26 protein-coding genes and 1 tRNA gene are annotated in these 20,919 nt (G+C 76.3%); 13 read left to right on the top strand and 14 right to left on the bottom strand.

Annotated features, from left to right (window positions below; translation table 11 throughout):
• Window positions 1–7: 7 nt before the first annotated feature.
• From ACI789_RS18340 to ACI789_RS18330, 3 genes are all read left to right on the top strand, one after another.
• Entirely contained in the window at window positions 8–1,000 is a 993-nt protein-coding gene (locus ACI789_RS18340) for a glucosyl-3-phosphoglycerate synthase (RefSeq protein ID WP_457010801.1), read from the top strand.
• A gap of 123 nt (window positions 1,001–1,123) precedes the next feature.
• Entirely contained in the window at window positions 1,124–2,086 is a 963-nt protein-coding gene (locus ACI789_RS18335) for a glucosyl-3-phosphoglycerate synthase (protein WP_457010800.1), read from the top strand.
• On the top strand, window positions 2,083–3,294 hold the full coding sequence (locus ACI789_RS18330; RefSeq protein ID WP_457010799.1) for a glycosyltransferase: 1,212 nt from the start codon (window positions 2,083–2,085) through the stop codon (window positions 3,292–3,294). Before ACI789_RS18335 ends, ACI789_RS18330 begins: the two co-directional genes overlap by 4 nt.
• Here the strand turns inward: ACI789_RS18330 and ACI789_RS18325 are convergent.
• Window positions 3,291–4,271, bottom strand: a complete 981-nt coding sequence (locus tag ACI789_RS18325) for a Gfo/Idh/MocA family protein (protein WP_457010798.1) — start codon at window positions 4,269–4,271, stop codon at window positions 3,291–3,293. The two genes, ACI789_RS18330 and ACI789_RS18325, sit on opposite strands and share 4 nt — an antisense overlap.
• A 41-nt stretch (window positions 4,272–4,312) precedes the next feature.
• Between ACI789_RS18325 and ACI789_RS18320 the strand changes: the two genes are divergently transcribed.
• Both ACI789_RS18320 and ACI789_RS18315 read left to right on the top strand, forming a co-directional pair.
• Complete coding sequence (locus tag ACI789_RS18320) at window positions 4,313–4,759, top strand: DUF5946 family protein (protein ID WP_457010797.1); 447 nt, start codon at window positions 4,313–4,315, stop codon at window positions 4,757–4,759.
• A gap of 45 nt (window positions 4,760–4,804) precedes the next feature.
• Window positions 4,805–5,449 carry a TetR/AcrR family transcriptional regulator gene (locus ACI789_RS18315; RefSeq protein ID WP_457010796.1) on the top strand — a complete coding sequence of 215 codons (645 nt, stop codon included), beginning with the start codon at window positions 4,805–4,807 and terminating at the stop codon, window positions 5,447–5,449.
• Window positions 5,450–5,464: 15 nt separating this feature from the next.
• On the opposite strand, the gene ACI789_RS18310 is transcribed toward ACI789_RS18315, so the two are convergent.
• The 5 genes from ACI789_RS18310 to ACI789_RS18290 form a co-directional block, all read right to left on the bottom strand.
• Complete coding sequence (locus tag ACI789_RS18310; protein WP_457010795.1) at window positions 5,465–6,001, bottom strand: TetR-like C-terminal domain-containing protein; 537 nt, start codon at window positions 5,999–6,001, stop codon at window positions 5,465–5,467.
• Between the two features lie 213 nt (window positions 6,002–6,214).
• Window positions 6,215–6,547: a hypothetical protein gene (locus tag ACI789_RS18305; RefSeq protein ID WP_457010794.1), complete on the bottom strand. Its 333-nt coding sequence runs from the start codon at window positions 6,545–6,547 to the stop codon at window positions 6,215–6,217.
• A gap of 86 nt (window positions 6,548–6,633) precedes the next feature.
• Window positions 6,634–7,524: a 1,4-dihydroxy-2-naphthoyl-CoA synthase gene (locus ACI789_RS18300; RefSeq protein WP_457010793.1), complete on the bottom strand. Its 891-nt coding sequence runs from the start codon at window positions 7,522–7,524 to the stop codon at window positions 6,634–6,636.
• A gap of 34 nt (window positions 7,525–7,558) precedes the next feature.
• The gene (locus ACI789_RS18295) at window positions 7,559–8,242 is read right to left on the bottom strand and encodes a hypothetical protein (RefSeq protein ID WP_457010792.1); all 684 of its coding nucleotides are present in this window, start codon (window positions 8,240–8,242) and stop codon (window positions 7,559–7,561) included.
• Between the two features lie 157 nt (window positions 8,243–8,399).
• Window positions 8,400–9,269 carry a hypothetical protein gene (locus ACI789_RS18290; protein WP_457010791.1) on the bottom strand — a complete coding sequence of 290 codons (870 nt, stop codon included), beginning with the start codon at window positions 9,267–9,269 and terminating at the stop codon, window positions 8,400–8,402.
• 133 nt (window positions 9,270–9,402) lie between these two features.
• On the opposite strand from ACI789_RS18290, the gene ACI789_RS18285 reads away from it, so the two are divergent.
• Window positions 9,403–10,194 (top strand): endonuclease/exonuclease/phosphatase family protein, encoded by a 792-nt coding sequence (locus ACI789_RS18285; RefSeq protein ID WP_457010790.1) that lies wholly within the window; start codon window positions 9,403–9,405, stop codon window positions 10,192–10,194.
• Window positions 10,195–10,230: 36 nt separating this feature from the next.
• Here ACI789_RS18285 and ACI789_RS18280 read toward each other — a convergent pair whose 3' ends face one another.
• The gene (locus tag ACI789_RS18280) at window positions 10,231–10,695 is read right to left on the bottom strand and encodes an NUDIX domain-containing protein (protein ID WP_457010789.1); all 465 of its coding nucleotides are present in this window, start codon (window positions 10,693–10,695) and stop codon (window positions 10,231–10,233) included.
• A gap of 87 nt (window positions 10,696–10,782) precedes the next feature.
• On the opposite strand from ACI789_RS18280, the gene ACI789_RS18275 reads away from it, so the two are divergent.
• A complete protein-coding gene (locus tag ACI789_RS18275) occupies window positions 10,783–11,352 on the top strand; it encodes an LOG family protein (protein WP_457010788.1) in 570 nt (189 codons plus the stop codon).
• A gap of 60 nt (window positions 11,353–11,412) precedes the next feature.
• The gene (locus tag ACI789_RS18270; protein WP_457010787.1) at window positions 11,413–12,525 is read left to right on the top strand and encodes an NAD(P)/FAD-dependent oxidoreductase; all 1,113 of its coding nucleotides are present in this window, start codon (window positions 11,413–11,415) and stop codon (window positions 12,523–12,525) included.
• 211 nt (window positions 12,526–12,736) lie between these two features.
• Here the strand turns inward: ACI789_RS18270 and ACI789_RS18265 are convergent, their stop codons facing one another.
• The 3 genes from ACI789_RS18265 to ACI789_RS18255 form a co-directional block, all read right to left on the bottom strand.
• Window positions 12,737–13,342, bottom strand: coding sequence for a GerMN domain-containing protein (locus ACI789_RS18265; RefSeq protein WP_457010786.1), 606 nt, complete (start codon window positions 13,340–13,342; stop codon window positions 12,737–12,739).
• Entirely contained in the window at window positions 13,339–14,712 is a 1,374-nt protein-coding gene (locus ACI789_RS18260; RefSeq protein WP_457010785.1) for a sensor histidine kinase, read from the bottom strand. The genes ACI789_RS18265 and ACI789_RS18260 overlap by 4 nt, the downstream gene beginning before the upstream one ends.
• A 79-nt stretch (window positions 14,713–14,791) precedes the next feature.
• Entirely contained in the window at window positions 14,792–15,511 is a 720-nt protein-coding gene (locus ACI789_RS18255) for a response regulator (protein WP_457010784.1), read from the bottom strand.
• Window positions 15,512–15,648: 137 nt separating this feature from the next.
• On the opposite strand from ACI789_RS18255, the gene ACI789_RS18250 reads away from it, so the two are divergent.
• The 3 genes from ACI789_RS18250 (at window position 15,649) to ACI789_RS18240 (ending at window position 17,595) form a co-directional block, all read left to right on the top strand.
• Window positions 15,649–15,993 (top strand): STAS domain-containing protein, encoded by a 345-nt coding sequence (locus ACI789_RS18250; RefSeq protein WP_457010783.1) that lies wholly within the window; start codon window positions 15,649–15,651, stop codon window positions 15,991–15,993.
• Window positions 15,990–16,238, top strand: coding sequence for an STAS domain-containing protein (locus ACI789_RS18245; RefSeq protein ID WP_457010782.1), 249 nt, complete (start codon window positions 15,990–15,992; stop codon window positions 16,236–16,238). The genes ACI789_RS18250 and ACI789_RS18245 overlap by 4 nt, the downstream gene beginning before the upstream one ends.
• 70 nt (window positions 16,239–16,308) lie before the next feature.
• Window positions 16,309–17,595 (top strand): Nramp family divalent metal transporter, encoded by a 1,287-nt coding sequence (locus ACI789_RS18240; protein ID WP_457010781.1) that lies wholly within the window; start codon window positions 16,309–16,311, stop codon window positions 17,593–17,595.
• A gap of 9 nt (window positions 17,596–17,604) precedes the next feature.
• Here the strand turns inward: ACI789_RS18240 and ACI789_RS18235 are convergent, their stop codons facing one another.
• Window positions 17,605–17,838 (bottom strand): hypothetical protein, encoded by a 234-nt coding sequence (locus tag ACI789_RS18235; protein ID WP_457010780.1) that lies wholly within the window; start codon window positions 17,836–17,838, stop codon window positions 17,605–17,607.
• Window positions 17,839–18,003: 165 nt separating this feature from the next.
• Here ACI789_RS18235 and ACI789_RS18230 point away from each other — a divergent pair, with 165 nt between their 5' ends.
• Window positions 18,004–18,711 (top strand): hypothetical protein, encoded by a 708-nt coding sequence (locus ACI789_RS18230; protein WP_457010779.1) that lies wholly within the window; start codon window positions 18,004–18,006, stop codon window positions 18,709–18,711.
• Window positions 18,712–18,764: 53 nt separating this feature from the next.
• Here the strand turns inward: ACI789_RS18230 and ACI789_RS18225 are convergent.
• The 3 genes from ACI789_RS18225 to ACI789_RS18215 form a co-directional block, all read right to left on the bottom strand.
• A tRNA-Ser gene (locus tag ACI789_RS18225) sits at window positions 18,765–18,851 on the bottom strand.
• A gap of 28 nt (window positions 18,852–18,879) precedes the next feature.
• The gene (locus ACI789_RS18220) at window positions 18,880–19,389 is read right to left on the bottom strand and encodes a hemerythrin domain-containing protein (RefSeq protein WP_457010778.1); all 510 of its coding nucleotides are present in this window, start codon (window positions 19,387–19,389) and stop codon (window positions 18,880–18,882) included.
• Between the two features lie 53 nt (window positions 19,390–19,442).
• Window positions 19,443–20,132 carry a TetR/AcrR family transcriptional regulator gene (locus ACI789_RS18215; protein WP_457010777.1) on the bottom strand — a complete coding sequence of 230 codons (690 nt, stop codon included), beginning with the start codon at window positions 20,130–20,132 and terminating at the stop codon, window positions 19,443–19,445.
• Window positions 20,133–20,225: 93 nt separating this feature from the next.
• On the opposite strand from ACI789_RS18215, the gene ACI789_RS18210 reads away from it, so the two are divergent.
• Window positions 20,226–20,894 carry a DUF2306 domain-containing protein gene (locus tag ACI789_RS18210; RefSeq protein ID WP_457010776.1) on the top strand — a complete coding sequence of 223 codons (669 nt, stop codon included), beginning with the start codon at window positions 20,226–20,228 and terminating at the stop codon, window positions 20,892–20,894.
• The last annotated feature ends 25 nt before the right edge of the window (window positions 20,895–20,919 follow it).

Here is a 20,919-nt window from a genome sequence, read left to right as displayed (position 1 = left end):
TGGGCCGATGCGACCCGATGCCCGCGCCTGGTTCGAGGACCGCACCACCTCCGCACCCTCGCTCGACGCCCTGGACCTCGACGCCCTGCTGAGAGCCAAGCGCCGCGGGCAGCACCGGGTCAGCGTCGTCCTGCCGGCCCGCAACGAGGAGGCGACGGTCGGCGGGATGGTCGCCAGGCTCCGCGAGCACTGGGTGCTCCGCACGCCGCTGGTCGACGAGCTGCTCGTCGTCGACTCCGACTCCACCGACGCCACCGCCGAGGTGGCCCGCGCCGCCGGCGCCGACGTCGTCTCCACCACCGAGGTGCTGCCCGGTCACGGCACCCGCCCCGGCAAGGGCGAGGCGCTGTGGAAGTCGCTGGCCGCCACCACCGGCGACCTGGTCGTCTTCCTCGACGCCGACCTGCTCGGCGACGTCACCCACTACGTCCCCGGCCTGCTCGCGCCACTGCTCACCGAGCCGCAGGTCGACTACGTGAAGGGCTGCTACACGCGGCCGCTGCAGGTGGACGGCGCGAGTCAGCCAGCCGGCGGCGGCCGGGTCACCGAGCTGACCGCGCGGCCGCTGCTCAACGCGCTGTGGCCGGAGCTGGCCGGGTTCGTGCAGCCGCTCGGCGGGGAGTACGCCGGGCGGCGGGCGGTGCTCGAGCAGGTGCCGTTCGTCTCCGGGTACGGGGTCGAGGTCGGCCTGCTCGTGGACCTGCTGCGGCTGACCGGGCTCGGCGGCCTGGCCCAGGTCGACCTCGGCGTCCGCCGGCACACCTCGCAGAGCCAGGAGGCGCTGGGCCGGATGGCCGGGCAGGTGGTGTCGACCGTGCTGTCCCGGGCCGGGGCGGCGCTGCAGGCAGAGGCCGGCGGGCTGCTCACCCAGTTCCGGCACGACGGGCTGGGGTTCGTGCCGCACAGCACGCCGGTCACCGTCGACGAGCGCCCCCCGATGGTCACCGTGCCGGAGTACCGCGCCCTCCGCGTGTCCTCGTCGGCCGACGCGGCCGGCTAGCGGGACACGCCCGGCCGACGATCGGGCGCGGCCGCCCCCTGTGCGAGAAGCCGATCACCCGGCATCCTGGCGCGACGGGGTCCCGTGCCGACAACGAGGTCGGCACCCGACAAGGGGAGACGCGTGCGCCCTGACGTCCGGCGCTGGCTGCGCCACCGCACCTTCACCGCTGACACCTGGCAGGCCGAGGAACTGGCCGCCGAGAAGTACGAGTGGGGGACGACGGTCAGCGTCGTGCTGCCCGCCCTCGACGAGGAACGCACCGTCGGCCAGATCGTCGGTGCCATCCGCGAGGCGCTGGTCGAGCGATGTCCGCTGGTGGACGAGCTCGTGGTCGTCGACAGCTGCTCCACCGACCGGACGGCGGAGGTCGCGGCGGCCGCCGGTGCCCGCGTCGTCCACGTCGACACGATCCTGCCCGCCCACGGCAGCCGCCCGGGCAAGGGCGAGGCGCTGTGGAAGTCGCTGCACGCGACCACCGGCGACCTCGTGGTGTTCGTCGACGCCGACCTCATCGGCTTCGACCCGCGGTTCGTCGTGGGCCTGCTCGGCCCGCTGCTCACCGACCCCACCATCGGCTACGTCAAGGCGCTCTACGACCGGCCGCTGACCACGACCGACGGGATCGTGCCCTCCGGCGGCGGCCGGGTCACCGAGCTGGTCGCCAGGCCGCTGCTCAACGCGTTCTGGCCCGAGCTGTCCGGCTTCGTGCAACCGCTCTCCGGCGAGTACGCCGGCCGCCGGGCGCTGCTGGAGGAGGTGCCGTTCGTCTCCGGCTACGGCGTGGAGTTCGGCCTGCTGGTCGACCTCGTCCGGCTGGCCGGCCTCGACGCCCTGGCCCAGGTCGACCTCGGCACCCGACAGCACACCCACCAGGCCGACGCCGCGCTGGGCCGGATGGCCGGGCAGATCCTGCAGACGGCCTTCGCGCGGCGGCCCGGCGCCGGGCGGCCCAGCCGGGACCTGCTGCAGTTCATGCGCACCGCGGACGGCCTCGAGGGGGTCAGCTGGGACGTCGGCGTCCTCGAGCGGCCACCGATGCGGTCGGTGCGGGCCACGGACGGCAGCGCGGAGCCGGGCGCATGAAGATCCTCATGGACGCCGGGCCCTGGCTGCCCGTGCCGCCGCCGGGTTACGGGGGCCTGGAGAACGTCGTCGCCACGCTGACCGCCGAGCTGCGCGCCCGCGGGCACACCGTCGTCCTGGCCTCGGTCGGTGACTCGACGCTGCCGGTGGACGGGCTGGTCAGTGCCTTCCCGAGCGGCCGGTTCGAGCTGCTGGGCGGGCCGTACCCGCAGGTGGTGGGGACGGCGCACGCCCACGAGCACGTGGTGCAGGCGACGATCGCCGAGCACGCGCTCGCCGGCGAGCCCTTCGACCTGGTGCACACCCACGTCGAGGTGGTCGGCCCGGCGCTGCTGGGCAGCCTGGGCGACGCCGCTCCCCCGGTGCTGGCCACCCTGCACTGGGACCTGCACCGCAACGCCGAGTTCTACGCGGGCTTCGACGGCCGCGGCCGGGTCTTCTTCGCCGGCGTCTCCGACAGTCAGGTGGCGCGGGCGCCGGAGCGGCTGCGGGGGCAGGTCCTGGGCGCGGTGCCGCTCGCCGTCCCGGTGGACGACGTCCCCCCGGTGCCCCGCGCGGAGCGGACCGACTCGGTGCTGGTGCTCGCCCGGCTGTGCGAGTCCAAGGGGATCGACACCGCGCTGCGGGCCTGCCGGGCGGCGGGGGTGCCGCTGGTGCTCGCCGGTCCGGTCGGCGGGCTGCCCGACCGGAACGCGCTGGCCGCGGCCCTGGCCACCCCCGGCCACCCGGCCCGCGCGCACCCCGACGTGGCCTGGTTCCTCGAGCACGTCGACCCGCACCTGGACGGCGTCGCCGCGCGCTGGATCGGCAGCGTGGGCGGGGAGCAGAAGGCCGACCTGTTGCGCACCTCCCGCGCCGTGCTGTTCCCGATCCGGTGGGAGGAGCCCGGCGGCACCGCGGTCTGCGAGGCGCTGGCCGCCGGCACCCCGGTCGTCGCGATGGCCCGCGGCTGCCTGCCCTCGCTGGTGGAGGAGGGCCGCACCGGGTTCCTCGCCACCGACGAGGAGGGCTTCACCGCCGCGCTGGGCCGGCTCGACGAGATCGACCCGGAGGTCTGCGCCGCGGAGGCCCGCCGGCGGTTCGCCCCGGCGGTGATGGCCGCCGGCTACGAGCGGCTCTACGCCGAGGCGCTGCGGCGGGCGCGCTCGACGATGCCCGCACCGCGCATCCCGCCGGCCGGGCAGGACGCCGTCGTCGGCCGGAGCTAGACCCCGGTCACCCGCACGGCGCCGCCGCTGCGCGCGGAGTCGGCGATCGCCACCGCCACCCGGTGGGTGCGCAGCGCCTCGGCGTAGTCGACGAGCTCCGCCGACGGCGCCGCGCCGGCGAGCAGGTCGACGAAGGCGCGGTCCACGGCGGTGCGCGCGTCGACGGCCGGCTCGGTGCGCTCGGTGCCGGCGGCCGTGGTGACGGTCAGCGCGGTCTCGGTGAGCTCGACGGCCGCCCCGTCGCAGACGACGTCCAGGCCGGCGCGGACCTTGGCCGGCAGCGAGCAGGCGGCGGTCACGGTGCCCACCGCGCCCGAGGCGAAGGTGAGCAGCGCGGCGGTCGCGTCGTCGACGTCCCGTCCGGCGGCGCTGGACGGCGCCGCGGCCGCCCGCACCTCGACGACCTCCCCGGCCAGCAGCCGGGCCAGGTCGAGCACGTGGGTCAGCTGCTCGACCACCTGCCCGCCGGAGGACTCCGCCCGGGCCCACCACGCCGGCGGCGGCACCTTGTCCAGCCACGTGGCGTCGACCAGCCGCGGCCGGTGGGCGGCGCACACGGCGCGGGCCGCGGCCACCGTGTCCAGGTGCCGCCAGTGGTAGCCGGTCGCGGTGGGCAGCCCGGCGGCGGCGACCGCGGCGGCCACCTCCTCGGCCACCGCCAGCCCGGTGGCCAGGGGCTTCTCGACGAGGAACGGGATCCCGGCACGGACGGCGGTCAGCTCCAGCTCCCCGTGGGCGAACGGCGGCACGCACAGCCAGATCCCGTCGAGGTCTTGCCGCAGCAGGGTCGGGACGTCGTCGACGACCGGGACGCCGAGGCCCCCCGCGAGCGCCGCGGCGGCTCCGGGGACGACGTCGGTGACGCCGACGAACTCGACGTCGGGGAACCCCGCCAGCGTGCGGGCGTGCCGCGCCCCCACGCCCCCGGCTCCGACCAGACCGACCCGCACCGTCCCCATGACCAGCCTGTTGCCCACGCGGTCCTGCCGGGAACCGCCCGGTGCGGCACGATCGGCGGGTGTCCTCCCCCCGGCCTGCGACGCCTCCCCCGCCGCCCGCCGCGGTGCCCGCCACCGTCCGCTGTCCCGGCTGCGGGTCGGTGCTGGCACCGGCTCCCGGGGACGACGCCTCCCCCACCGCGGCCTGCGCCCGGCTGTTCGAGGAGACGCTGCGCGGGCTGCGTGAGGAGGCAGCCGCCGACCCGCGGGCGGCGACCGCGGTCGCCCTCGCCGACGACGCCTACGCGGTGCAGCACGCCGACGGGAGCGCGCCGCGACTGGCCGGCCTGGCCGCCCGGCTCGGCCAGCCGGCACCCGCCGGCGTCCACGCGGCCCCGCCCCCGGCGTGGCGCACCACGATCGCCGACGTCGCCGCCGACCTCGACGTCATCGACCTGCCCGTGCTGGTCGAGACGTGGGCCCGCACCGTGCTGGCCGACCGCACCGGGACGGGGACGGGCGCGTGAGCCGCGCACCGCGCCGCTTCTACGCTGCGTTGTTATCCTGACACGGTGAGTCATCTCGGTGACCGGAGGGCGCGGAAGAAGGCGCAGACCCGGGCACTGATCCGGGACACCGCGCGACGGCTGTTCGCCGAGCGGGGCTTCGAGGCGGTCACCACCGCCGACGTCGCCGCCGCCGCGGACGTCGCCGTCCAGACGGTGTTCAACCACTTCTCCGGCAAGGAGGACCTCTTCTTCGACGGCCGCACGCCGTGGGTCGACGGGCCGGCGGAGGCCGTGCGCTGCCGTCCCGCGGGGGTGACCCCGCTGGACGCGCTGCACGAGTACCTCACCTCACGGGTGGCCCTGCAGGTCCGCCGGCTGGTCACGCCGGCCGGCCGTGAGTACATCGCCACCGTCGAGGCCTCGCCGACCCTGTCGGCGTACGAGCGTGAACTGCACCACCGCTCGATCGCCCTGCTGACCGACGCCCTGGTGGAGGCGTGGGCCGAGGACGGCTCCGCGCCGTCGGTCCCGAGCGACCCCCGGACGGCGGCCTCGGTGACCGCGGCGGTCTGGCTGGCCGCCGTCCGGACGCTCATCTGCGAGCAGCGCCGGAAGCAGGACGCCGCCACCGGCGACCCGGAGCTGGGCGCCGAGGTCGCGTGCACGGTGGCCGACCACGTCCTGTCCGGCCTGCGCCGCACCGGCTGACCGGCGCCGCGCCGGCTAGACGGCGGCGCCCTCGCGGGCCGGCTGGAGGATCGGCAGCAGCACCTCGTCGACGACGTGCCGCAACTGCTCCTGCGTCAGGACGCCGTTGGCCGCGGTGAGCCGCTGCCACCAGAAGGCCTCGAGCACCGAGCCGAGCAGCGCCAGCCGTGCCTCGGGCACCTCCTGCGCGCGGTCGGCCTGGCGGGCGCCGATCTCTGCGACCGCCGCGGCCAGCGGCTGCACCAGGGCGGCGTCGAGGCCCGCGCGCAGGTCCTCGTCGTGCCGTGCGGCGCCGACCAGGCTGGCGGTGGCCCGCTCCTCACGGTCGAGGGGACGGCGCCAGCGGTCCACCAGCGCGGCGAGGTCGTCCCGGAGGGAACCCGTGTCCGGCGGGACGCGCACCAGCGTGAACCTGCCGACCGCCGAGCGGGCCATCGCGGCCATCGTCGGCCACCGCCGGTAGATCCCGGCCTTCCCGGCCCGGGCACGCGCGGCGACACGATCGCTGTTGAGCCGCCCCCAACCCTCCTCCGCGAGGATGTCGACTGCCACCGAGAGCAGCTGGTCGGAGAGCTCGGCGCTCAGGGGGCGACCCGGCGTTCCCGTCACGCCGACGCCCGGACAAAGGTGGACCTCACCGCGTCATCGTGGCCGTTGACTGGAGTCACCACAATGACCGCACCCCAAAACCACCCGAAGTTTCTTTAGGGACTCAACCCAATCGGGCAGCGCGATCGGGACGGCCGCCACCCGATCGTGTGGACGTCAGGCGCCGGCGGCGCTCTCCACGAGGACCTGCATGCTCGCCCCGTCGTCGGTCAGCCAGCCTTTGCCGCGGGCGTACTCGACCATCCCGTCCCACTGCCGCGCCCAGTCGTCGGCGCCGGCCTGCGGCTCCGCGGCGGCCCGCAGCGCGGCGACGTCGAGGAACCCGGTCTCGGCGTCCTGCAACCGGCCGAGCCCCGCCTCCCGCAGCGCGCTGTCGGCCTCCTCGTCGGTCACCGCCCCGAGGGCCAGGTGCAGCCGCGTCAGGTCGTCGACGTCCACGACCTTCACCTCGGGCACCTCGTCGGTGCCGCCCACCACCTCGACGATCATCCTGTCCTCCTCGTGGATCTCGATCCGTGGCCCCGTCCCGGGTCCCACCCTGAGCCTGCGAAGGGTGGGGAGGACGGGGTCCTTTCTCACACGTGCCATGGGAAACGGGAGAAGTCGGGGTCGCGCTTCTCCAGGAACGCGTCGCGACCCTCGACGGCCTCCTCGGCCATGTAGGCCAGCCGGGTGGTCTCGCCGGCGAACAGCTGCTGGCCGACCAGCCCGTCGTCGATCAGGTTGAACGAGTACTTGAGCATCCGCTGCGCGGTGGGGCTCTTGGCCACGATCCGGCGTCCCCAGTCCAGCGCGGTGGTCTCCAGCTCGGCGTGCGGCACGACCCGGTTGACCATGCCCATGCGGTGCGCGTCCTCGGCGGAGTACTCGTCGCCGAGGAAGAAGATCTCGCGGGCGAACTTCTGCCCCACCTGGCGGGCGAGGTAGGCCGAGCCGAAGCCGCCGTCGAAGCTGCCGACGTCGGCGTCGGTCTGCTTGAACCGGGCGTGCTCGGCGGAGGCGAGGGTCAGGTCGGAGACGACGTGCAGGCTGTGCCCGCCGCCGGCCGCCCAGCCGGGGACGACGCAGACGACCACCTTGGGCATGAAGCGGATCAGCCGCTGCGCCTCGAGCACGTGCAGCCGGCCGCTGCTGCGTCCCTTGTCGTGCTCGTAGCCGTACCGGCCGCGCACGCGCTGGTCGCCGCCGGAGCAGAACGCCCAGCCGCCGTCCTTCGGGCTGGGGCCGTTGCCGGTGAGGAGGACGCAACCGACGTCGGTCGACAGCCGGGCGTGCTCCAGCGCGGTGATCAGCTCGTCGACGGTCTGCGGGCGGAAGGCGTTGCGCACCTCCGGCCGGTCGAACGCGATGCGCACCACGCCCGCGTCGACGGCGCGGTGGTAGGTGATGTCGGCGAAGTCGAAGCCCTCCACCGGCTGCCACGCCGCGCTGTCGAAGATCTCGGAGACGTCGTCGCGGGCGGTCATGCGCTCGAACCTAGTGGCCCGCTGCGCCGGTCACTCAGGGGACGACGGCGTCGAGCACCTCGGTCTCGGGGGCGGCGGGGGCGCCGGTGAGGCCGCGGCCTCCCTCTCGCTCCTCGTCAGCAGAGCGGTCCCGGTCGCGCCGGTGCTCGTGGTCGCGCTCGCGGGGGGCCCGGGACTCCGCGGTCGCGCTCGGCGCGGACGGGGCCGCCTCGCGGTCGGACGGCGCGGCGGTGGACGGCGCGGCCGTGGACGGCGCGGCGGCCGGGGTGGGCGTCCTCCGGTCGACCTGCGGCGCGGGCGTCGTCGGCGCGGTGCCGGTCCCGCCGGCGGTGCGAGGGGCGGGGGTCCCGGCGGCGGTGCGAGGCGCGGACGTCGCGCCGGGCGACGTCGCGGGCACGGCCGTCTGCGGCAGGGTGCCCGGAGCGGCCGACGTGCTGCCCGGAGCGGCCGCCGGGGCGTCCTCGCCGGCGTCGGGCGTCGGGCCGGCGTCGGGCGTCGAGCCGGCCCCCGGAGCCGTGCCGGGCTCGGCCTGCGCGGTGCCCTCGGCACCTGCGGGGTCCGTCGGGGTGCTGCTGGCGCGGACCGCCGTCCCGATGCCGTCGGCCGCACTCCGGATGCGAGCGGACCCGCTCCCGGACGCCGCGGTGGCCCCGCCGGCGTCCTGGCTCACCACGAGGACGGCGGCGGCACCGACGAACCCGACGAGGAACACCAGCACGAGCCGTACCCGCGCACGGGATCCGCGACCGCTGTCGGCTGCGCGGTGGCGAGGGCGAACGGACAGGGCGGGCTCCTCGGATCGGTGACGACGTGGACCTCAAAGTAACGGTTTGGTCACGCTGAGGACACCCCCTACCGGCGGAGTGCGCTCCAGGTCACGGCAGCAGGCCGCCGACCACGTCACCCGCACCTTCGGTCACGTCGCCGACGACCCCGCCCGCGCCGTCGGTGACGCCGTCGAGCAGGTCGCCGACGTCCTCGCACAGGCAGCCACCGTCCTCGGCAGGGCTCCCCGCGTTGCCGCCGGGCGTGCTCCCCGAGCCGCCGGTCGACCCGCCGGTCGACCCGCCACCGGAGCCGCCGGTCGACCCGCCGCCACCGGACCCGCCGGTCGAGCCGCCGGCACCCGACGGCCCGCTCCCGGTCGTGCTCCCACCCCGGTCCCGCTCGGGCCGGCTCGCCGGCGCGGAGCCGGACCCCTCGGAGCCGGAGCCCCCGGACGACCCCCCGGAGGCGGTCCCGCCGGACGACCCACCGGAGGACGACCCCTCGGAGGCCGACCCCCCGGAGGCCGACCCGCCGGAGGACGACCCGCCCGCCGACGTGCGCTGCGGCGCGGGCGCACCGGCCGCCACCGTCGCGTCCCCGCCGGCGGACGCCGCGGCCCCGGGACTCCCCGGCACGGGCGGGACCCCAGCGACGGTCGGCGCACCCGGCACCGCCGCGACCTCGGCCGCGACGTCACCCTCCGCCGACCGTCGCGCACCGGCCGAGGTCGAATCCGGCGCCGCGGCCGAGGTCTCCGGAGCACGGGCCGCGGTGCCGACGCCCGCCCGGGGGACGTCGGTGGGGTCCTCGGAGCCGCCGAGCGTGCCGCTCCCGGCAGAGCCCGCCGGGGACGGCGCGACCGCGATCATGACCAGGGCCGCCGCGCAGAGGAACCCGGCGAGGAGGAGCAGCGCCAGCGAGCCGCGGCCGCCGTCGCGGTGGCGCAGGTGCCGCGCGCCCGTGCGGCCCAGGCGCACTCCCGCGGCGGTCAGGTGACGCGGTCTGCGGGAGATGGCCGCCTCCTCCGTGGCGCGACGGGACGGCGCTCACGGTAAGCGCGACCGCACGCAGCGGCACCTCGAGCGCGGGACCTGCGGGTAGCGTCGACTCGTGCCCGAGCCGCCCGCCGTGCGGATCGGCACCGCGAACATCGCCTCGGGGCGCGGCGTCACCGGAGCGGTCCTCTCCCCGGCCGAGCTCCGCGCGGCAGCCGGCGGGCTCGACGTCGACGTGCTCGCCGTGCAGGAGGTCGACGCCGGCCAGCCGCGCTCGCACCGCACCGACCAGGCCGCCGTCCTGGCCGAGGGGCTCGGCGCGGCGCACTGGCGGAGCGCCGTCACCCTCACCGGCACGCCCGACCCGTTCCGCAGCTGGACGCCGGCCGACCCCGCGGTGCGCGGGCCGCACCCGGACGGCGCCGGGCCGGTCTACGGGATCGCGCTGCTCAGCCGGCTGCCGGTGGTGGAGTGGTCGGTGCTGGGGCTGGGGACCGGCCGGGCCCGGCTGCCGGTGCGCGACCGTGAGGGCCGGCGGCGGTGGGTCCCCGACGAGCCGCGGATCGCGCTGGCCGCGCGGCTGGCGCACCTCACCGTCGTCACCACGCACCTGTCGTTCGCGCCGCACACCGCCGTCCGGCAGCTGCTGCGGCTGCGCCGGTGGGTGGCCGGGCTGCCCGGCCCGGTGGTGCTGGCCGGCGACCTCAACCTGCCCGGCACCGTGCCCGCGCGGCTGGTCCGGGCCGCTCCGCTGGTGCGGGCGCCGAGCTTCCCCGCCGTCCGGCCGCGGGTCCAGCTGGACCACGTGCTGGCGCTCGGCGACGGCCTGCGGGCCCGGCACGGCGGGTCGCAGGTGCTCCCGGTCGGCGACCACCGCGCGCTGACGGTGACGGTCGCCCGCGCCTGAGCCGTCGGTTTCCCCGGAAACCGACGGGGAGTGGGGTCAGAACAGCAGGTCGTGCAGCCGGGTGAGGGACGCCTCGAAGCCCGGGTGCAGGGGCACCGAGGCGAGGTCGGCCAGCGCGATCCAGGCCACCCCGTCGCTCTCGCCGTCCAGCCGCAGGTCGGCCGGCTCGATGCGGCGCAGCGGCCGGGCCAGCACCGTCGTGTACGACCAGCCGCCGTGGTCGTCGACCGAGGAGGCGCCGAGCTCGAGGTCGTCCGGCAGGAGGCCCAGCTCCTCGCGGACCTCTCGCAGCGCGCCGTGCTGCGGCGTCTCGCCGGCGTGCAGCGCGCCGCCGGGCGTCCCCCACGTCCCGCCGTGGTGCGACCAGGTGGCCCGGTGCTGCAGCAGCAGCTCGGTGCCCTCGGCGCCGTCGCGGTGCACGAGCAGCCCGGCCGCACCGAGCAGTCCCCAGTGCCGGTGGCCGAACGAGCACGTCACCCAGCCGTCGGTGGAGGAGAACACGCCCCCAGTGAACCCCGAGCGGAGTGGCAGGGCGCGGAAAACGCGCCCCTGCCACTCCGCTCCCGCGTGCGTGACAGGCTCGAGGGCGTGCGCGTCGCCGTCTTCACCGGGTCCCAGAGCGGGCCGTCCTCCCACCAGCAGGCCGCCGCCGACCTCGCCGCGGGCCTGGCCCGGGCCGGTGTCGGCATCGTCTACGGCGGCGGGCACGTCGGCCTGATGGGCGTCGTCGCCGACGCCGCGCTGGCCGCCGGTGGCGAGGTGGTCGGCGTCATCCCCCAGCACCTGGTCGACGACGAGCTCGCCCACCCCGGCCTGCCGGAGCTGGAGGTCGTCGGCTCGATGCACGAGCGCAAGGCGCGGATGGCCGAGCTCGCCGACGCCTTCGTCGCCCTGCCCGGTGCGGCCGGCACCCTCGAGGAGCTGTTCGAGGCCTGGACCTGGGGGATGCTCGGGCTGCACGCCAAGCCCACCGTCCTGGTGGACGTCGACGGGTTCTGGCAGCCGCTGCTGACCCAGCTGCGCCGCATGGTGGACGACGGCTACCTCGACGGCCGCCGGCTCGACGCGCTGGGCGTGGTGACCGACGCCGAGGGCCTGCTGGCGTTCGTCGCCGGCTACGAGCACCCCGCCCGGAAGTGGACGCCGACCCCGCCGTGACACCGCCGACGTGACCGCACGCCGGGCCCTCGGCGCGCCGACCCCCTAGCGTCGGCGCTCGTGGAGCGCTGGGACGTCGTCGTGGTCGGCGGTGGCCCGGCCGGCTCGGCGGCCGCGCTGGCCGCCCTGCGCACCGGCGCGTCGGTGCTGGTCGTGGATCGGGCCGAGTTCCCGCGCGACAAGGTCTGCGGCGACGGCGTCGCCCCCGAGGCGCTCGACGTCCTCGCCGCGCTGGGCGTCGACCCCGCGCGCCTGGTCGCCGGGTCCCCGCCGGTGCCGCGGCTGGCGCTGAGCTCGCCGGGCGGCGCGACGGCGGACCGGGCGCCGGCCCGCCCGTCGCACGTGGTCCCGCGCGCGGTGCTCGACGGGCGGCTGCTCGCGGAGGCCCGCGCCCGCGGGGCGGCGTTCCGGCGGCACGTCGTCCGGACCCTGCGGCCCGACCCCGACGGCGTCACCGTCGACGGGGCCATCCGCGCGTCGGTGGTGGTCGGGGCGGACGGCGCGGAGTCCGTCGTCCGCCGGGCGCTGGGGCTGCGCACCCACCGGCCCGACCGGCTGGCCGTGGCGATCCGCGGCTACGCCCCGGAGCTGCCGGGCCAGGCCGGCACCCTGCTGCTGGTCACCACCGAGCAGCGGTGGCCGGCCTACGCGTGGTCGTTCCCGCTCGGCGACGGGCGGGCCAACGTCGGCTACGGCGAGCTGGTCTCCGGCGGGGCCACCCGGGCCGCGCTGGTCGACGGGCTGCACCGGCTGCTGCCCGGCGTGGCCCCGGGGCCGCTGCGGGCGCACCGGCTGCCGCTGTCGACCGGCCGGCCGCGGCTGCCCGACGGCCGGGTGCTGCTCGCCGGCGACGCGGCCGGTCTGGTCAACCCGCTGACCGGCGAGGGGATCTTCTACGCAGTGCTGTCCGGGGCACTCGCCGGCATCGCGGCCGCGGCCGGGCCGGGCGCGGGTGCGCGGCACCGGGCGCTGCTGGACCGCAGGCTGGCCGCGCACCTGCGGTCGTCCGCGGTGGCGTCCTCGCTGAGCCGCTGGCCCGCGGTGATGGACGCCGCCGTCCGCGCGGCCGGCGCCGACCAGCGGGTGTTCGACGACGTGGTGGCGCTGGGCCTGGCCGACGGCCGGCTGCGTGCCCGCACGCTGGCCGCGGTGGCCCGCCGGCTGCTGACCTGAGCGCCACACCCCTCCGCCCGCGCCACCCTTCGGCCCCCGCCCGCCCCTCCCGCACCTCCCTCGCCCCTCCGCCGACCCTCCGCCCCGTTGATCATGGGGTTGTTGCCGGCGACACGGGCGGACACGCCGCAGCGGCCGGCAACAAGCCCATGATCAACGGGAAGTCGGTCGGGAGTAGCTGGGGCGGGAGGCGTGAGGCCGGGGGCGGCCGTCAGGACGGCGGTGCGGCCGGGGAGAGCAGCGCGGCGTAGTCGTCGGCCGACAGCGGCGCCGCGGTGAGCTCCCCGGACGGCAGCGGCGCCTCGACCCGCTCCCCGTCGATGGTGAGCACGACCGCGTCCACGCCCGGCACGGTGGTGGCCGACAGCACCACCTGGGCCACCGCGCGCCGACCGGCCAGCCCGGTCGGCGCGTCCACCGGGCCGGTCAGGTCGATGGTGGCGGTGCCCTCCGCGACGTCGGTGACGGCCAGCCGGACGTCCGGGGGCAGGGCGGTCGACAGCTCCAGCTCGCGCTCGTCGGCCGTCGGCCCGGCGGCGAGCTCCCCGAGCAGGTCGCCGAGCCGGTCCCGCAGTGACGGGCCGGTCACCTCCCGCGGCCGCGGGACGAGGGTGTCGTCGCGGGCCACGAGGTGGATCCGCGACGCCTCGGCCATCGGCTCGGGCTCGGCCGGCGCCGTCGCGGTCGGGCTCGGCGAGGACAGCCCCCGCGGGACCTCGGACTCCGGGATGGTCTCCACCGGCCCGCCGGTCGGGACGCCGCACCCGGCCAGGACGGCGACCAGCGCGCCGGCGACCAGCCCGCACCGGACTTTCACCGCGAGCCCCCGGGCACCGACAGGCTGAACCTCGCCCCGCCCTCGGGCGCGGTGCTGCACCAGGCGGCGCCCCCGTGCCGGGCGGCGGTCTCGGCGACGATGGCCAGCCCGAGGCCGGCGCCGGGCAGCGAGCGGCGGGCCGCCCGCGGTCCCCGCGCGAACCGCTCGAACACCCGCTCGCGCTCCTCCGGCGGCACGCCGGGCCCGGCGTCGTCCACGCTCACCACCACGGTGTCCTCGCACCGGCGCACGTACACCGCGCACGGGCCCCCGGCGTGCCGGTCGGCGTTGTCCAGCAGGTTGCGCACGGCCCGCTCCAGGCCGGTCTTGTCCCCGACCACGGTCGTCTCCTCGTCGGGATCGGCGGCCAGCAGGCCCGCGTCCCGCCCGCTCGCGGCCAGCACCTCGCGGACCAGGGTGGTCATCGACACCGGCGCGGACCGCTCGCAGGGCGGGGCGCCGTCGAGCCGGGCCAGCTCCAGCAGGTCGTCGAGCATCTGCCGGAACCGGGCCAGCTCGCCCTCGACCAGCGCCAGCGCCTGCTCGGCCCGCGGCGAGAGCTCCGACCGGCGGGCGGCGAGCACCTCCACCGCCGTCACGACGCCGGTCAGCGGGCTGCGCAGCTCGTGGCTGACGTCGGCGACGAACCGGGCGTCCCGCTCGATCCGCGCGGCCAGCGCGTCGACCATGCTGTTGAAGCTGGCCACGATCGCCACCAGGTCGGGGTCGTCGGTCGGCGGCAGCCGGGTGGCCAGCTCCCCGCCGGCGATCCGGGTCGCGGCGGCGGCGACCTGCTCCAGCGGCGCGACCGCCCGCCGGCTGGCCCACACGCCGAACGCCGCGCCCGCGGCGGTGGCGGCGAGGGCCCCAGCCCCCAGGACGGCGGCCAGCGTGCGCAGCACCTGCTGCAGCTCGGTCAGCGGCGAGAGCTCGTAGAACTCCACCCCGGCGGCCGGGACGGGGGCGCCCACCAGCAGGGCCGGGCCGGACGCGGTGTCCACGCGGACGGTGCCCGCGGACCCGTCCGCGACGATGGCGCGCAGCTCGGCCGGGACGTCGCGCGCACCGACGTCCAGGCTGGACGAGTACCAGGCGTCCTCGCTGCGGACGACGACGTCGGCGCCGCCCGAGGGCACCAGCTCGGCCACCGCCTCGCCGACGTCGGTGCCCGCGGTGGCCAGCCGGCTGCTGAGCACGTTGGCGTCGGCGAGGGCCTGCCGGGTCAGGGACCGCTCCCGCTGGTCGATCAGGTATCCGCGGGCCAGCAGCCAGGTCGTCGTCACGAGCACGGCCGAGACGAGCAGCGCGCCGGCGGCGAAGCCCAGCACGATCCGCGCCCGCAGCCCCCGCCCCCCGAGGGGTCGCCTCACCGTGCCCTCGGTTCGCTTCCGCGGGGCGCTCCGCTCCTCGCTCGCTGGCGCTCGCTGCGGTGCTCGCGTCCCTGTCCGCTCACTGCGGGTCCAGCCGGTACCCCAGCCCCCGGACGGTGACCACGATCCGCGGGGCGCCGGGGTCGAGCTCGACCTTGGTGCGCAACCGCCGGATGTGGACGTCGACGATCCGCTCGTCGCCGAAGAAGCCGTGCGACCACACCCGCTCCAGCAGCGCCTGCCGGCTGAACACCCGGCCGGGCGCGCTGGCGAGCTCGCACAGCAACCGGAACTCGGTGAGGGTGAGCGGCACCTGCTCGTCCCCGCGGTGCACCGTCCCCCGCATCTCGCGCAGCACCAGCGGCGCGGCCGGGTGCCGGTCGAGGACGACCTCGGGCGGGGAGGCGTTGTCGTGGGCGCTGCCGCTCCCCGCCCGGCGGCGCAGGGCGCGCAGCCGCGCGGTGATCTCCTTGACCTGGAACGGCTTGGTCACGTAGTCGTCGGCGCCGGCCTCCAGCGCGGCGACGATGTCGAGGGTGTCGGCGCGGGCGCTGACGACGATGATCGGCAGGTCGTGGTCGCGGCGGACCTCGCGGATGACCTCGAAGCCGTCCATCGGGCCGAGCATCAGGTCGACCACCATGAGGTCCGGCGCGGCGGTCGCCACGACCGCGACCGCCTCCTCCCCGCTCACGGCCTCCGCGACGTCGTAGCCCTCGTCCTCCAGCGCCCAGCGCAGGGCAGTGCGGATCGGGTCGTCGTCCTCGACGACCAGGAGTCGCGGTGCCACTCGGGCCATGCTGCCACCGGCCACCCGGGGTTCGGCCGGTCGTCACCGGATCGCAAACCAACTCCCGGCGGGATCGCAATCTCCTCCCACGACTCTGTCAGGAGGCGCACGCAGGATCGCGCCCACTGCACGGAGGAGGACTGCACATGACCCTGGCCCCGGCGAGAGCTCTCCCCCGTCCGGACGTCGACGCACGAACGGACGTGGTGACCATCCACCTCGACGACGCCCTGCTCGCCGACGGGCTGGCCGACGTCCGCTGGCTGCTGCACGACGCGCTGCTGGCCGGCGCGCGGCGCGTGGTGGTCGACCTCTCCGACGTGACGCACCTGTCCAGCCCCGCGGTCGCGAGCTTCCTGTGGGCGCACCGCACCTGCCGGGCCCGCGGCGGGGCGGTGGTGCTGCGCGGGGCCAACCGGCGCACCGAGGACCTGCTGCGCCGCACCGGCCTGTGGCACGTGATGGCGGTCGAGCCGGCGGCGGTCGCATGAGCGCGCCCTCCCTCACCGAGGTCGTCGACCGGCGGGCCGGGCTGATCCGGGCCAGCGGGACGCTCACCTCGCTGGGCGCCGACCTCCTGCGCGGGACCGCTGACGGGTTGCGCGGCAGCGGGCACGCCCGCGTGGTGCTCGACCTGCGGGGCGTGCGGGCCGCGGACGCCGACGGGCTGGACATCCTGCGCGAGATGCGCCGCGACTTCGCCGCCGACGGGGGTGAGCTGCTGATCCGGGCCTGACCTGCGGTTGCCGCCCGGCCCGCCCTCCGCTGCACTGAGGGGTGGCCGTCGACACCCTGGAGGCCCAGCCGTGCCGGAGAACGAGCGCCTCAGCCAGGACGTACCCGCCTCCCCCGAGGCGCAGCAGCAGCGGACCCGACGGTGGAGCGTCGTCGGTCCCGGCATCGTCGTCGCCGCGACCGGCGTGGGGGCCGGGGACCTCGTCGCCACCCTCATCGCCGGCTCGCGGTTCGGCTACGTGCTCATGTGGGCGGTGGTCCTCGGCGTCGTCGTGAAGATCGCGCTGGCCGAGGCGACCGGGCGCTGGCACCTGGCCACCGGGTCGACGATCTTCGCCGGCTGGCGGTCGCTCGGCGCGTGGACGTCGGTCTACTTCGTCGTCTACGTGGTGGTCTGGGGCTACGTCTACGGCGCCACCGCGATGACGTCGTCCGCCCTGCCGCTGGCCGCGCTGTTCCCGGCGCTGGGCATCCCCGGGTGGGGGATCATCTGCGGCCTGGTCGGGCTGGCCTTCGTCTGGTTCGGCAACTACCGCCTCTTCGAGAAGGCGATGACCGTCCTCATCGGGGTCATGTTCGTCGTGGTCGTGGGGCTGGCCGTCCTCGTCGTCCCGGACGTCGGCGCGGCGGTCAGCGGCCTGGTCCCCCGGCTGCCGGAGGGCTCGGCGGTCTACACGCTGGGCCTGGTGGGCGGCGTCGGCGGGACGATCACGATGGCCGCCTACGGCTACTGGGTCAACGCCAAGGGCTGGCGGGACGCCTCGTGGATGAAGGTCATGCGGCTGGACAACCGGGTCGCCTACATCACCACCGGCGTCTTCGTGGTGGCGATGCTGATCGTCGGCGCGGAGCTGCTCCACGCGAGCGGGATCGCGCTCACCGAGGGCGACCGCGGCCTGCTCGACCTCGACGAGATCCTGCGCGACCGGTTCGGCGACGTCGTCGGCACGCTGTTCCTGGTCGGTTTCTTCGCGACGTCGTTCTCCTCGCTGCTCGGCGTCTGGCAGGGCGTCAGCCTGCTGTTCACCGACTTCGTCCGGACGTCGAAGCGGGCGTCGGGGCAGCTGGCGGAGGGGCCGGCCGAGCGCAGCTGGCCCTACCGCGGGTACCTGCTGTGGCTGACCTTCCCGCCGATGCTGCTGCTCTTCCTGGGCCAGCCGTTCGCCCTGGTCGTCGCATACGGCGCGCTGGGCGCGTTCTTCATGCCGTTCCTGGCGCTGACCCTGCTGTGGCTGCTCAACAGCCGGCGGACGCCGGAGCGGTGGCGCAACGGCTGGCTGTCGAACACGCTGCTCGCCGGGGCCGGGCTGCTGTTCGTCGTCCTGTGCGTGAACGAGCTGACGAACCTGGGCTCCTGAGCGGACGGGTCAGTCGCCCGGCTCGGCCGGCTCGTCGGCGTCCTGCTGCCGGCGGAAGCGCAGGGACTCCAGCAGCACGTAGCCGAACAGCACGCTCCAGGCGAAGCTGAGGAAGGCCTCGCCCCACTCCGCGTCCACCACGTGCAGCACGAGCTGGACCAGGCTGTACGCGAGCGCGACTGCCGCGAGGAGTTGCACGCCCCGGTTGCCGAACCAGGGTGGGCGGAGCGGAGCGGTGGCCACGGCGCCACGCTAGTCCGGTGCGCCGGGAGGACCCGAGTGCCGCGGTCCCGACCCGCCCGACGACCGGCACGGGCCGGCAGGCAGGCGGCGCGGGAACGCCCCCGCGGCGCGGCGTCCCGCCGATACGATCCCCCGGCGGCCCGCCGTTCGGCGGAAGAGGTGGCCATGACGTCGGCACCGGACACCCTGGGCAACCGGCAGCTCCTGCGCTCCAGCGGTGCGCTGCTCGTGGGCGGGTTCCTCTTCACCACCGTCGTCACCGTGCTGTTCCACCCCGGGGGGAACGAGGACGTCCACGAGGACGTCTTCGCCAGGTACGCGGCGAGCGCCGCGTGGGAGTGGGTCCACTTCGCCCAGTTCGTCGGCGTGCTGGCGGCCCTCGGCGGGCTCATCGTCCTGCACCAGGTGCTGCGCCCGCAGGCCCGGCGACTGTCGACCTTCGCCGCCGGGACGACGGTGGCCACGGTCGCGGTGTGGGCCGTGCTGCAGGCCGTCGACGGGGTGACGCTGAAGCAGGCCGTGGACGCCTGGGTCGCCGCCGACGGACCAGAGCGCGCCGTCCGCCTCGGGGACGCCGAGGTGGTGCGCTGGACCGAGTGGGGGCTGCAGAGCTACTTCCGCGTGACGCTGGGCGTGGCCCTGCTGCTGTCCGGCGCGACGATCCTGACCACCCGCGCCCTGGTGGCCTGGACCGGCTGGCTGGCCCTGCTGGCCGGGCTCGTCTCGGTCGTGGTCGGGGTCGACGTCGCCTACAGCGGCCTGCAGAGCGCCTTCCAGACGCTGGCCGTGCCGGCGTTCCAGCTGCTCGTGCTGGCCTTCGCCGTCGGCGTCCTGGTCTCCGCCCGCAGAGAACCTCAGCCGGCCGCGGCGTGAGCGCCGGCGGTCACCGGCCCCCCGGACGTGGATCGAGGGTGAGCCCTCGGGAGCGGAGGGCGTGGGATTCGAACCCACGATGGGTTTGACCCCATAGCGGTTTTCAAGACCGCCGCCATCGGCCACTAGGCGAGCCCTCCTGGCGCCGTCGAGGCTAACCCGACGCGCTCAGCGGTTCTCGTCGATGTACCGCTCGGGGTCCTTGTCGCGGATCGGGATGCCCGCGTAGTGCTGCGCCTCGAAGGTGAGGAACTGCACCGCGATGTCGTGGCGGGTCTGCAGGTCGGCGTGCCGCCGGAAGTCGAGCAGGTCCTCCCGCTCCTCCTCGCCCATGTGGTCGTCGTTGGCCTTGCGGGCCTCCCAGACCGCCGTCCACCACTCCTCGGTGCCCACCTCGTGCTCGCCGGCCTTGCGGACGGCGTCGCGGATCTCGTTGTGGTCCTTGATCGCGTCCTCGACCTCGTCGTCGACGTCGCCGTCGGGGTTGCCCTTCCCGAGCCGGAGCAGCCGCGGGTAGAAGAACCGCTCCTCCGCCTCGGCGTGCACCTCCAGCAGCACCCCGAGCCGGGCCCACACCGCGCCCAGTGCCGCGGTGTCGCCGCGGGGCATCTCGTCCAGCAGCGCGAACGCGCGCCGCTGCTCGTGGTGCTGCTCGAGGATCACCTCGGTGATGTCCATGCGCCGACCCTCCCCGGCCCGGCCGACCGGGGCAATGCCGCCGACCCCGGCGGTCAGCGCTCCCGGGAGCTCCAACCGCCCCGCTGCAGCCGTTCGGCGCCGTCCAGCAGCAGGTCGAGGGCGAACTCGAACTCGAACTGCTCGTCGCAGCCCCCGCCGACGGCGGACAGGTCGCCTCCGGTCGCGGCCGTGGCGATCGCCAGGATGTGCGGGTAGCGCTGCGCCATCGCCGCCAGCTCCTCCGGGGCGGGGCCGGGCCCGTCCGGGTCCTGCGGCTCCTCGAACAGCTCGGGGCTGAACCCCCAGATGCGGTTGCCCAGGGCGTGCATCACGTGGTGGGTCAGGTCCGCCGACAGGCCACCGGCGAGGAACTCCCCCGCCACGGCGTCCATGTGGCCCAGCACGACCGGCGTCCGGTGGGTGCGCGACTCGATCGCCTGCCGCGCCCACGGGTGCCGCAGCACCGTGCGGCGGGCGGCGAGGACCCGCTGCCGGACGGCGCCCTTCCAGTCCAGCGCCGGGTCCGGCGGCGCGATCTCCCCGAGGACGACGTCGACCATGCCGTCGAGCAGCTCCTCCTTGTCCGCGACGTGCTTGTAGAGCGCCATCGGGACGACGCCGAGCTGCTGGGCCAGCCGGCGCATGCTCACCGCGGCGAGGCCCACCTCGTCGGCCAGGGCGACCGCGGCGTGCAGCACGCGGTCCCGGTTGAGGGGTTCCCGGCGGCGGGCCTCGGGCGGCATCGACGTCCTCCAGGGTCTTGACGCGTGTACACCGTACACCTATGGTCCTCGCCAGTCGGTGTACGCCGTACACCGCGAACGAAGGGACCCGCCGTGAGCTCCTCCCGCCAGTGGCCGACCCCCGCGGCGCTGCTGCTGCTCAGCGCCGTCCCGGTGCTGGCCGGCGCCGCCCGGGTCGGCGAGATCACCGGTGGGGCCGAGGCGACGGCGGACAACGCCCGGTTCCTCGCCTCGCCGGCCCCTCTCCTCGTGCACGTCGTCGGCGCGACCGTCTACTGCCTGCTGGGGGCGCTGCAGTTCGCCCCCGCCCTCCGCCGGCGCCGGCCGCGGTGGCACCGCGTCGCCGGGCGGGTGCTGGTCCCGTGCGGGCTGGCGGCGGCGCTGTCGGGCGCGTGGATGGCCCTGTTCTACGAGCGACCGCCGGCCGACGACGTGCTGCTCACGCCGATGCGGCTCATCTTCGGGGCGGCGATGGCCGGCTGCCTCGTCCTGGGCGTCGCCGCGATCCGCCGCCGGGACGTCGCCGGCCACCGCGCCTGGATGGCCCGCGGCTACGCGATCGGCCTCGGGGCGGGCACCCAGGTCCTCACCCACCTGCCGTGGGCGCTGCTGGTCGGCCCGCCGAGCGGGACCCCGCGGGTGCTGATGATGCTGGCAGGCTGGCTGGTCAACCTGGCCGTGGTCGAGTGGGCGCTGCGCCGCTCGCGGGTCCGGCCGCCCCGGGTCGCCGGGCCCGCGACCGCCGCCGTCCCCGTCGCCTGACCCCGCCCGACGCAGCCCCACGTCG

This window comes from Geodermatophilus sp. SYSU D00965 (genome assembly GCF_054050075.1).
This window is presented reverse-complemented; position numbering and strand designations above follow the sequence as displayed.